This window comes from Flavobacterium fragile (genome assembly GCF_023634865.1).
Lineage (GTDB): Bacteria > Bacteroidota > Bacteroidia > Flavobacteriales > Flavobacteriaceae > Flavobacterium > Flavobacterium fragile.
Genome location: NZ_JAMLJN010000014.1, coordinates 22809 through 33634, shown reverse-complemented (window position 1 = coordinate 33634; position 10826 = coordinate 22809). Strand labels below are relative to the sequence as shown.

The 10826-nt window shown below is 33.0% G+C and carries 8 protein-coding genes; 6 read left to right on the top strand and 2 right to left on the bottom strand.

The features are described 5' to 3' along the window. The 4 genes from NAT47_RS12320 to NAT47_RS12305 form a co-directional block, all read left to right on the top strand. On the top strand, positions 1–1388 hold a 1388-nt coding region (locus NAT47_RS12320; RefSeq protein ID WP_250583197.1), incomplete at its 5' end, for a T9SS type B sorting domain-containing protein. Between the two features lie 51 nt (positions 1389–1439). Further along, positions 1440–2369: a PorP/SprF family type IX secretion system membrane protein gene (locus NAT47_RS12315; RefSeq protein ID WP_250583195.1), complete on the top strand. Its 930-nt coding sequence runs from the start codon at positions 1440–1442 to the stop codon at positions 2367–2369. Positions 2370–2380: 11 nt separating this feature from the next. After that, positions 2381–4297 (top strand): OmpA family protein, encoded by a 1917-nt coding sequence (locus NAT47_RS12310; protein WP_250583193.1) that lies wholly within the window; start codon positions 2381–2383, stop codon positions 4295–4297. A 237-nt stretch (positions 4298–4534) separates the two neighbouring features. Beyond that, a complete protein-coding gene (locus NAT47_RS12305; protein WP_250583191.1) occupies positions 4535–5794 on the top strand; it encodes an aminotransferase class I/II-fold pyridoxal phosphate-dependent enzyme in 1260 nt (419 codons plus the stop codon). 46 nt (positions 5795–5840) lie between these two features. Here NAT47_RS12305 and NAT47_RS12300 read toward each other — a convergent pair whose 3' ends face one another. After that, positions 5841–6959, bottom strand: a complete 1119-nt coding sequence (locus NAT47_RS12300) for a GTP cyclohydrolase (RefSeq protein WP_250583189.1) — start codon at positions 6957–6959, stop codon at positions 5841–5843. A gap of 1 nt (position 6960) precedes the next feature. After that, positions 6961–7929: a transporter gene (locus NAT47_RS12295; protein ID WP_250583187.1), complete on the bottom strand. Its 969-nt coding sequence runs from the start codon at positions 7927–7929 to the stop codon at positions 6961–6963. Positions 7930–8036: 107 nt separating this feature from the next. On the opposite strand from NAT47_RS12295, the gene NAT47_RS12290 reads away from it, so the two are divergent. After that, on the top strand, positions 8037–8291 hold the full coding sequence (locus tag NAT47_RS12290; protein ID WP_250583185.1) for a DUF4834 domain-containing protein: 255 nt from the start codon (positions 8037–8039) through the stop codon (positions 8289–8291). Between the two features lie 83 nt (positions 8292–8374). Continuing rightward, positions 8375–10807: a YfhO family protein gene (locus NAT47_RS12285; protein WP_250583183.1), complete on the top strand. Its 2433-nt coding sequence runs from the start codon at positions 8375–8377 to the stop codon at positions 10805–10807. The last annotated feature ends 19 nt before the right edge of the window (positions 10808–10826 follow it).

The window sequence follows — 10826 nt, the reverse complement described above, 5'->3', positions numbered from 1 at the left end:
ATGGTCAAGAGGTTACCGATGGAACCAATCCAAATGATCCATGTTCTTTAGTTTTAACGAGTCAAACGTTAAGCCCAAGTTCGGCTTGGTTAGCAGCGGATTGTGATGGTGATGGTGTAACTAATGGCCAAGAACTTACAGATGGAACTAATCCAAATAATCCATGTTCGTACACAGGTACAAGTCAGACATTGGCTACTAGTGGATTATGGTTAACAGCAGATTGTGATGGAGACGGCGTAACTAATGGTCAAGAGGTTACCGATGGAACCAATCCAAACGATCCATGTTCTTTAGTTTTAACGAGTCAAACGTTAAGCCCAAGTTCGGCTTGGTTAGCAGCGGATTGTGATGGAGACGGAGTAACAAATGGTCAAGAGGTTACCGATGGAACCAATCCAAATGATCCATGTTCTTTAGTTTTAACGAGTCAAACGTTAAGCCCAAGTTCGGCTTGGTTAGCAGCGGATTGTGATGGTGATGGTGTAACTAATGGTCAAGAATTTATAGATGGAACCAATCCAAACAATCCATGTTCGTACACAGGTACAAGTCAGACATTGACTACTAGCGGATTATGGTTAACAGCAGATTGTGATGGTGACGGCGTTACAAATGGTCAAGAGGTTACCGATGGAACTGATCCAAACAATTCATGTTCTTTAGTTTTAACGAGTCAAACGTTAAGCCCAAGTTCGGCTTGGTTAGCAGCGGATTGTGATGGTGATGGTGTAACTAATGGTCAAGAACTTATAGATGGAACTAATCCAAACAATCCATGTTCTTACACAGGCACAAGTCAGACATTGGCTACTAGTGGATTATGGTTAACAGCAGATTGTGATGGAGACGGAGTAACCAATGGTCAAGAAGTACTAGATGGAACCAATCCAAATAATCCATGTTCTTCAGTTCCAGCTCACATAACCTTAGAATTAAGTCAAGAATTTTTGACTGGTGATTGTGATGAAGATGGTTTGACCAATGGTCAAGAAATGGGATCTTATGCAAATCAGCCTTTAGATTCTAATGGAAATGGAATACCTGATTATTTGGAGGTAAATAATCATGAACCATCAGAAGATGATTTAGAGATTTATCAATTAGTAACTCCAAATGGTGATGGTGATAACGATGTGTTTGTTATTAGAAATATCGAATTATATCCGGACAATACAGTTGCTATTTATAACAGATGGGGAGTTTTAGTTTATGAAGTAAATGGTTACGGATTAAATGGGAATTATTTTAGAGGCTTTTCTGAGGGAAGAGTTACCATAAGTCAATCTTCAGAACTTCCAGTGGGAACTTATTTTTATGTTGTTAAGTACAAAAATAATTCTGGAGTAACAAAAGAGCGTTCTGGGTATTTATATATTAATAGATAATAGCTTAGTTAAGAAATAGCCTTCTAAGTAACTCATAAATCAATGATTAAAATGAAAAAAATATTTTGGGTATTAATAGTGTCGCTTGTAGCAGTATCTACTTATGCACAACAAGATTCACAGTTTACAAATTATATGTATAATACTGTTAATATAAATCCGGCTTATGCTGGTAGTAGAGAGGTTATAAGTGTTTTTGGTTTACATCGTAACCAGTGGGTTGGTTTAGATGGTGCACCCACAACAAATACTTTAGCAATTCATTCCCCATTAAAAAATGAAAATTTAGGACTAGGTATGTCTGTTGTTAATGACCGAATTGGCCCCTCTGATGAGACTTCAATTTCAGTAGATTTTTCCTACTCTTTTCCTGTTTCTGTAAGCTATAGATTAGCATTTGGAATTAAAGCTACAAGTAATTTTTTAAATGTAGATTTTACTAAATTAAATATTTACAACCCAGGAGATGTTTTATCACAATATAATGTGGATCATAAATTTTCACCTAATGTGGGAGCCGGAATTTATTATTACTCTGATAATACTTATTTTGGTTTATCGGTACCTAATTTTTTAGAAACCAAACATTTTGATAAAGGTCAAGGAAGTTTCTCTCAAAATTCGGTTGCTGCAGAAAAAATGCACTATTACTTTATTATGGGTAAAGTATTTGAAATGACACCAACTATTAAATTTAAGCCTGCCTTGCTAACTAAGATTGTAAAAGGGGCTCCATTGCAAGTTGATTTATCAGCAAACTTTTTATTTAATGAGCGTTTTACCTTAGGTGCTGCCTACCGTTGGGATGCTGCCGGAAGTTTACTCGTAGGTTTTCAAGTTTCAAACAACTGGTTTTTAGGTTATGCTTACGACATGGAGACAACCCAATTAGCAAATTATAATTCGGGTTCTCATGAATTCTTTTTGCGATATGAATTCAATAAAAAGTCTGACCGAGTGGTTAACCCTAGATTCTTTTAAAATTTGACATGATGAAATTAATTGTAAGTATATTAAGTTTGGTTTGTGTTTTTTCTGTTTCGGCACAAGAAGTAAAAGAAAAAATTGCAGAAAAAAAATATGAAGGATATTCCTATATTGATGCCATTGCCATTTATGAAAAAGTAGCGGAAAAAGGGCATGTTTCAGTTGAATTATTTCAAAAATTAGGAGATTCCTATTATTTCAATGGCATGTTAGATAAATCTAAAGTCTGGTATGATAAGTTATTTCAAATAGAGAATCAATCCTTAAATCCGGAATACTATTTTAGATATTCGCAATCATTGAAAGCTGTAAAATCGTACAAAGAAGCGGATAAAATAATGGAAAAATTTTATGCTCTGACTAATGATTATCGCGGGGAATTGTATGTTAAAAATAAATTATATTTAGTTGATTTAAATAATAGTTTGGATAAATATACGATTACAGATGCAGGAATAAATTCTGAATTTTCTGATTACGGAGGTAATTTTAAAGATACCAAAATGTATTTTGTATCGAATCGTATTCCAGAAAAAAATAATAAAAAAATAGATAAGTGGACTAATCAAAATTTTTCAAATATCTATCGAGCTGAGTTTAGTGATTCAGCAAAAGCAGTTTATATAGATGAAATTGTAGATGAGTTTAATACTAAATATCATGAATCTAGTCTAGTTTTTTCTAAGGATGGAAAGACCATGTACTTTACTCGTAATAATTTCAACAATGGTAAAGTAGCAATGGATAAAGATAAAGTCATAAAACTGAAACTTTTTAGTGCCACATTAGAAAATGGAAAATGGAATAAAATTGTAGCACTTCCGTTCAATAATAATGAGTATAATGTCGCTCATCCTGCATTGAGTCCTGATGGCAAAACACTATATTTCGCCTCTGATATGCCAGGTGGTTTTGGAAATTCTGATTTGTATAAAGTCACCATAAATGAGGATGGAACCTATGGAAATCCAGAGAATTTAGGGGATAAAATTAATACTAAAGCAAGAGAAACTTTTCCTTTTGTAGCTTCAGATGGTACGCTATATTTTTCTTCAGATGGACTTATTGGTATGGGAGGATTAGATGTTTTCAAATCAATACCAGATGAAAATGGGAACTACTCTAGTTTTCATAATGTAGGAGCTCCGATTAATAGTGAACGCGATGATTTTGGATTTATAGAGAGCCCATTTAAAAATATTTACTTTATATCGTCTAATAGAGAAGGAGGAAAAGGATATGATGATATTTACAAAATAAAATTGAATGACGAACCAAAAAAAGGAACTATTATTAATACTGTTGTTGATGAAATATCAAAAGAACCAATTGCGAACTCAAAAATTACGTTGTTAGATGCTAATCAAAATAAGATTGCAGAAACTCTTACAGATTCAAAAGGTAATTTTATTTTCAACGATGTTCGTGCAGATAGAGAGTATTATATTCTTGTAGCTGATGATAGTTATTTAACAAAACAATATAGAGTTAAAGGTACTGAGGATAACAATAAGATGTTTGAAATTGCACCTAAAATAATCCAAACAAAACCTGGAGATGATTTAGTTAAATTGTTGAACATTACTATTTATTTTGATTTAGATAAATATTTTATCCGTCCTGATGCAGAAGTTGAGTTAGCAAAAATTATCGAAATCTTAAAAATGTATCCAAACTTAAAAATAGATATTCGTTCGCACACCGATAGTAGACAAAGTGAAGCTTATAATTTACGATTGTCCACTTTTAGAGCAAATGCTACTCGTGATTACCTTATAAATAAAGGAATTGCTAAGGAACGCTTAACTTGTAAAGGATATGGAGAATCACAATTAATTAATAATTGTACCAATGAGGTTCCGTGTACTAGAGAACAACACCAACAAAACAGACGTAGTGAATTTATTATATCCGATATGTAAAAAAAAAGAGCTAACACGTAAATGTTAGCTCTTTTTTTAAGCAAAAAAGTCGAGGTGGAGCCCCCGACTTTTTAAGTGAACGTGTAACCACATTGCTGTGTCGTTCGGTGCAAATGTAAGTTCATTTCTTCAATAAACAAGCATTTTTTGAAATTAATTTAAAAAGTTCAACTTTATCATTCAATAAAAACTTTTTTCTTTATACTTTTGCTTCGTTTTAAACACCTATAATATATCATGGTAAAAGATTTATTCGAAAGAATTCAAAACAATAAAGGTCCATTAGGAAAATGGGCTTCACAAGCTGAGGGTTATTATGTATTTCCAAAATTAGAAGGAGAATTAGGTCCAAGAATGATGTTCCACGGAAAGAAAATTTTGAACTGGAGTATCAATGATTATTTAGGATTAGCAAACCACCCAGAAGTTAGAAAAGCTGACGAAGAAGCAGCAAAACAATATGGAGCAGCTTACCCAATGGGGGCTCGTATGATGAGTGGTCATACCAATTATCACGAACAATTAGAAAAAGAATTAGCAGAGTTTGTTCATAAAGAATCGGCTTATTTATTAAACTTTGGGTACCAAGGAATGGTGTCTATCATCGATGCATTGGTTTCTAAAAATGATATTATTGTTTATGACGTAGATTCTCATGCTTGTATTATTGACGGTGTGCGTTTGCATATGGGGAAACGTTTTACCTACAAACACAATGATTTAGAAAGTATGGAGAAAAACCTTCAGAGAGCAACTAAAATGGCTGAAGAAACTGGAGGTGGAATCTTATTCATTACTGAAGGCGTTTTTGGAATGCGTGGCCAACAAGGAAAATTAAAAGAGATTGTTGCCTTGAAGGAAAAATACAACTTCCGCTTATTAGTTGATGATGCGCATGGCTTTGGTACACTGGGTAAAACTGGAGCTGGAGCAGGAGAAGAGCAAGGTTGTCAAGATGGAATTGATGTGTATTTCTCAACTTTTGCAAAATCAATGGCCAATATTGGTGCTTTCGTAGCAGCGGATAAAGATGTAATAGATTATTTAAAATACAACTTACGTTCTCAAATGTTTGCAAAAGCATTACCTATGATTCAAACTATTGGTTCTCTAAAACGTTTGGAGTTATTACGTAATTCGTCTTCTATTAAAGATAAATTATGGGAAAACGTAAATGCATTACAAAACGGATTAAAAGAAAGAGGATTTAATATTGGGGATACTAATACTTGTATTACTCCAGTATATTTAGAAGGTTCTATTCCGGAGGCAATGGTTATGGTGAATGACTTACGTGAAAACTATGGAATTTTCCTTTCTATTGTAGTATATCCTGTGATACCAAAAGGAATTATCTTGTTGAGAATGATTCCAACAGCATCTCATACCATTGAAGATATCAATGAAACTTTAGCTGCTTTTGAAGCTATCCGTGAAAAATTAGTAAACGGAACTTACAAGCAAATCGCTGAAGCGAATGTTCAAAATGTAGAGTAATTTTTATTGAAATACAAAAAAAGGGATTCAATTTGAATCCCTTTTTTTATATGTCTTTTTTGTAGGTTCTTCTTCTTTTATTGATTTTTGAATTGAAATTTTTCCACAAATTGTGAATGGCATGATTTTCTTCTAATTCGGGCGTTCTAATACAAGTTTCAATTCCTTTGGCTTTACATACTTTGTAATATTCATCAAAAATTATTGCGGTAACACCTTTGCTTTGGTACTCTGGACTAACTCCAATTAGATAAAAAACGACTTCTTTTGACTGTTTCCTAGCTTGTAATAAATGATAAAAACCAAAAGGGAATAATTTACCATTAGCCTTTTTTAAGGCATTAGCAAACCCAGGCATCACAATGGCAAAAGCAATCATATTATTGTTTTTATCCAAAATAAATTTGATGTATTCCGGATTGATGAAACCAATGTATTTCTTTTTAAAATAAGCTTTTTGGATATCGTTTATTGGAACAAATGATTGTAGTTTTGAATAGGTATCGTTAAAAAGATCAAACATTTTATCTACATAAGGCATGATATCCTTAGTTTTGGTAAAATTTAGACTGCGTAATTCGTATCTTTTTTTGATCAATTCACTTGCTTTTTGAAATGGTTCAGGATTGATGTCGTTGAATGAAAAACTACTTTCTATATATTCTTTTTCTTTTGTATAGCCAAGCTTTTCAAAATGTGTGAGATAGTAAGGTTGACTGTACCAAGTAATCATATTTCCCATTTGTTCAAAACCCTCACTCAGAATTCCTACTTTATCTAAATTAGAAAATCCCATCGGACCTTCGATGTGATCCATGTGGTGTTTTTTACCCAATTCTTCTACTTTAGCTAATAAAGCTTTGGTAACTTCAATGTCATCTATAACATCAAACCAACCAAATCGTGTTTTCTTTTTCCCTAAAATTTTAACTTCTTCCCAATTGATGATGGCCGCAATTTTTCCAACAATTTTTCCATTTTTGTAAGCCAAATAAAAGTGCGCTTCTGCCGATTGAAGAGCCGGATTTTTAGTTTTGTCGAAAGTTTCTAACTCATCTGCAATAATAGGAGGTATCCAATAAGGATTATTTTTATACAATTCGAAAGAAAACATCACGTAATCTTTCATTTCTTTTTTGGTAAGGGCTTCTTTAATCGTTATCATATTATTTTACGGCGTCTTTTCTTTTTTTAGCTTCTTTTTCTGCTTTTTTCTTCACTTTTTTGTCGGTTTTACTTTCCGTTCCAGGTTTTGCTAGTTTTACTTCTTTGTATTGATCAGCAAAACGCCAAGAAAAACCAATTCCAGCGTTAAAAAGTCCGGGAGTATCTTTTATGTTTTTTCCTACTGAAGCATCCACTTGCATGTTTTTATCAAATAAGAATGCAGCACCTATTCTGAAAACGCTATCACTATAATAATCCCCTGAATACCCTTGGTTTTCAATAAAACCTGACCATTTGGCGTTAAATCCACGGGTTAGTGTTAAAATGTAGTTGATTGACGCAAAATCAGTTCCTATTTTGTCGTAAGTTAAGTTGGTTACTAAAACCCATCTTCCACCAAAGTGATTTTGGGCAATTGCAGTTACTTTTGGACTAAAAGAAGGTTCTTTAATATTGGCAGGCGCATAATTAAAAGGGTTGTCGCCTACACTAAAATTAGCACCTGCATACATAGAGAAAGCAGGGATAAATTGTCTCCATTTGAATTTTCTATTTGCTTTCCAGCTGTATACATTTATTTTTTCTTCGTAATTTTTAAAGGGATCATAGATTAAAAATTTAGCTCCTAAAGTAAGCTGTTTGAAACCATTCCTTTTTTCGTTGAATAAACCATTAGTTAATTTGTCGTTTTGATACTCGATTTCACCAATAATCTCTAATTCTTCTTTCCAAACTCCATATCGAATATCCAATTCACCAATAAACCCATTTGCATTATATCCTAACAAATTATGATCTTCTGAAACATAAGTAACTCCTGTTTCGGTTTGAATGATTTTTTTTCCAACAGCATAGGCCATCATAGATTTACCTGGACGATTCGAATTGATTTCATCTGTAAATTGTCCAAAAGAGAGTTGGGCAGTAATTCCAAATAATAAAAGAAAAAGGGATTGAAGTGATTTCATAAAAAAAGATTTATCTCCAAAATTAGTTATTTTATCATAATTTTATGAAACAATTTTGAAGTTTTCCCAACCAATATCTGTATTTTTGAATTTTAAATTTTATTAGCATGGAAATGGCTTCATTTACAGGTTTTGTAAAAACAATTTTTTACATCATTCTGTTTTATTATTTGTTTAAGTTTTTAATGCGAATTTTTGCCCCAATTTTAATGCAGAAAGCGGTCAACAAGATGCAAGAAAAAATGCAAGAACAGTACAGACAACAACAAGAACAACAGTATAACACTTCGCAGTCAACTACATCCAATTCAAAACCTAAAAAAGAAGTAGGAGAATACATTGATTACGAAGAAGTAAAATAATTCTTAGTTTATCAACTTTACATAAAAGGATATTGTAGCGATATCCTTTTTTTAGTTACTTTAGCACCTTATTTAGCAATAGTATGAAGAACATTAAAGCATTCTATCCCCATTTATTAGTTGTAGTTGGATTTATCTTAGTTTCACTGTTTTACTTTTATCCAGTTTTAAAAGGAGAAAAAATTTTCCAATCCGATATCGTACAATATACTGGAATGGCAAAAGAACAAATTGATTTCAGAAAAGAAACAGGCGAAGAACCTTATTGGACCAACAGTGCTTTTGGAGGAATGCCTACCTATCAATTAGGAGCTAAATATCCAAATGACGTAATCGGAATGCTGGATGATGCTTTACGTTTTTTACCAAGACCAGCAGATTATTTATTCCTTTATTTCCTTGGGTTTTATGTGTTATTGATGGTATTGAAAGTAGATCCATTAAAAGCCTTTTTCGGAGCTTTAGCCTTTGGACTGTCAACGTATTTGATTATTATTTTAGGTGTTGGACACAATGCTAAAGCACATGCCATAGCTTACATGCCAATGGTAGTAGCTGGAGTTTTATTAGTGTTTCAAAGAAAATATATTATTGGAGGTTTGATAACTATGGTGGCGGCAGCGCTTGAAATTAATGCGAATCACTTCCAAATGACGTATTATTTATTGCTTTTATTGGCAATAATTGCGGTTTATTATGTAGTAATTGCAGTTAAAAATAAAGAGTTTAAAGAATTAGGAAAAGTAATAGGAGTATTTGTTATTGCAGCAATTTTAGCCATTGGAGCTAATGCAACCAACCTAATGGCGACATCGGAATATGCTAAATTTTCTACCAGAAACAATAGCGAATTAACTTACAATCCTGATGGTTCGCCAAAAACGGATAGCAACGCCATGTCGTATGAATATATCACGGAATATAGCTACGGAATTGCAGAAAGTTTAAACTTAATTGCACCAGGATTATTCGGAGGTTCCAATAATGAAAATTTAGGAATTGAATCTGAAACCTATCAGAATTTTGTAGCCCAAGGCTATCCAGCGGATCAAGTTCAAGGTTTTGTGGAACATGCACCAGCGTATTGGGGAGATCAGCCTATTGTTGCAGCACCAGCCTATATTGGAGTAGTAGTGTTTTTCTTATTTGTAATGGCCTTTTTTGTTGAAAAACGAAACATCAAATACTTATTTTTAGCTGGAGCAGTTCTTTCTTTATTGCTGTCTTGGGGAAAAAATTTCAGTGCTTTAACAGATTTCTTTATCAATTATGTTCCATTATATGATAAATTTAGAGCCGTTTCTTCTATTCAAGTAATTTTAGAATTGTGTGTACCTGCTTTAGCAATTATAGGCTTGTATCAATTTTTCAAACAAGATGAAAAAGCAAAATGGAACGCCCTTTGGAAATCAGGAGCTATTACTTTTGGACTTTTAGTAGTTTTATTTTTAATAAAAGGAAGTTTTAATTTCTCTTCAGCAAATGACGCCATGTATGCGCAAGCTTATGGAGACGAATTCATCCGAACTTTAAAATTGGACCGTGAAGCTTTGTATACTTCAGATATTTTACGCTCGATGTTGTTTGTGGGATTAACATTTGCTGTTTTATTCCTTTTTGTGAAAAACCTGATGAAGGAAACTACAGCTATCATCGCGGTTGGAGTTTTGATGGTTTTTGATTTATTTATGGTAGACAAACGCTATGTAAACAACAATCCAGACCAATTCAAAAGCGCAAGAGAAGTCGATATGCCATTTGAACCTACGGAAGCCGACCAAAGAATTCTAGCCGACACCACGCATTTCCGAGTTTTTGAAGTAGAAGGCGGAATGAGTAGTGCGAGAACCTCATTTTTCCATAAATCGATTGGAGGTTATCATGCCGCGAAACCAAGAAGAATGCAACAATTATTCGACTACCAAATTGCAAAAAATAACGTTCGTGTGTTGAACATGTTAAACGTGAAATACGTTATCCAATCCGATGAAAACGGACAAAAATTAGCGTTACAAAATCCAGCAGCGAATGGAAATGCTTGGTTTGTGGAGAAAATCAAGTTTGTGAATTCTGCAAATGAAGAAATGAAAGCTTTGGATAGTTTGGATACTAAGAATGAAGTAGTGATGAATGAAAGAAATTATGTTGATTATTTTAAAGGGACTAAATTTAATGATAAATTAAAAAAAGATTCATTAGCTTCAATACAGTTAGTTTCATACAAACCAAATCAGTTAAAATACGTTACAAATAACAAGAATGATGGCTTCGCCGTTTTCTCCGAAATATATTATAAAAACGGTTGGAAAGCTACAATTGATGGAAAAGAAGTTGAAATTTTAAATGTGAACTACGTTTTAAGAGGTTTACAAATTCCAGCAGGAAAACATACTATTGAATTCAAATTTGAACCCGAAGTAGTAAAAACTGGAAGTACTATTGCGTTAATGAGTTCGATTGGAATGCTTTTATTGATTGGAGCAGGATTTTATTTGGAGAGAAAAAAGAAGATTTAAGATTGATGATTAACGATTT

Excerpts from the sequence above, each read along its gene's own strand:
- NAT47_RS12315 (WP_250583195.1), top strand. The coding sequence starts at position 1,440 with ATGAAAAAAATATTTTGGGTATTAATAGTGTCGCTTGTAGCAGTATCT.
- NAT47_RS12285 (WP_250583183.1), top strand. The coding sequence starts at position 8,375 with ATGAAGAACATTAAAGCATTCTATCCCCATTTATTAGTTGTAGTTGGA.
- NAT47_RS12310 (WP_250583193.1), top strand. The coding sequence starts at position 2,381 with ATGAAATTAATTGTAAGTATATTAAGTTTGGTTTGTGTTTTTTCTGTT.
- NAT47_RS12300 (WP_250583189.1), bottom strand. The coding sequence starts at position 6,959 with ATGATAACGATTAAAGAAGCCCTTACCAAAAAAGAAATGAAAGATTAC.
- NAT47_RS12290 (WP_250583185.1), top strand. The coding sequence starts at position 8,037 with ATGGAAATGGCTTCATTTACAGGTTTTGTAAAAACAATTTTTTACATC.
- NAT47_RS12295 (WP_250583187.1), bottom strand. The coding sequence starts at position 7,929 with ATGAAATCACTTCAATCCCTTTTTCTTTTATTATTTGGAATTACTGCC.
- NAT47_RS12305 (WP_250583191.1), top strand. The coding sequence starts at position 4,535 with ATGGTAAAAGATTTATTCGAAAGAATTCAAAACAATAAAGGTCCATTA.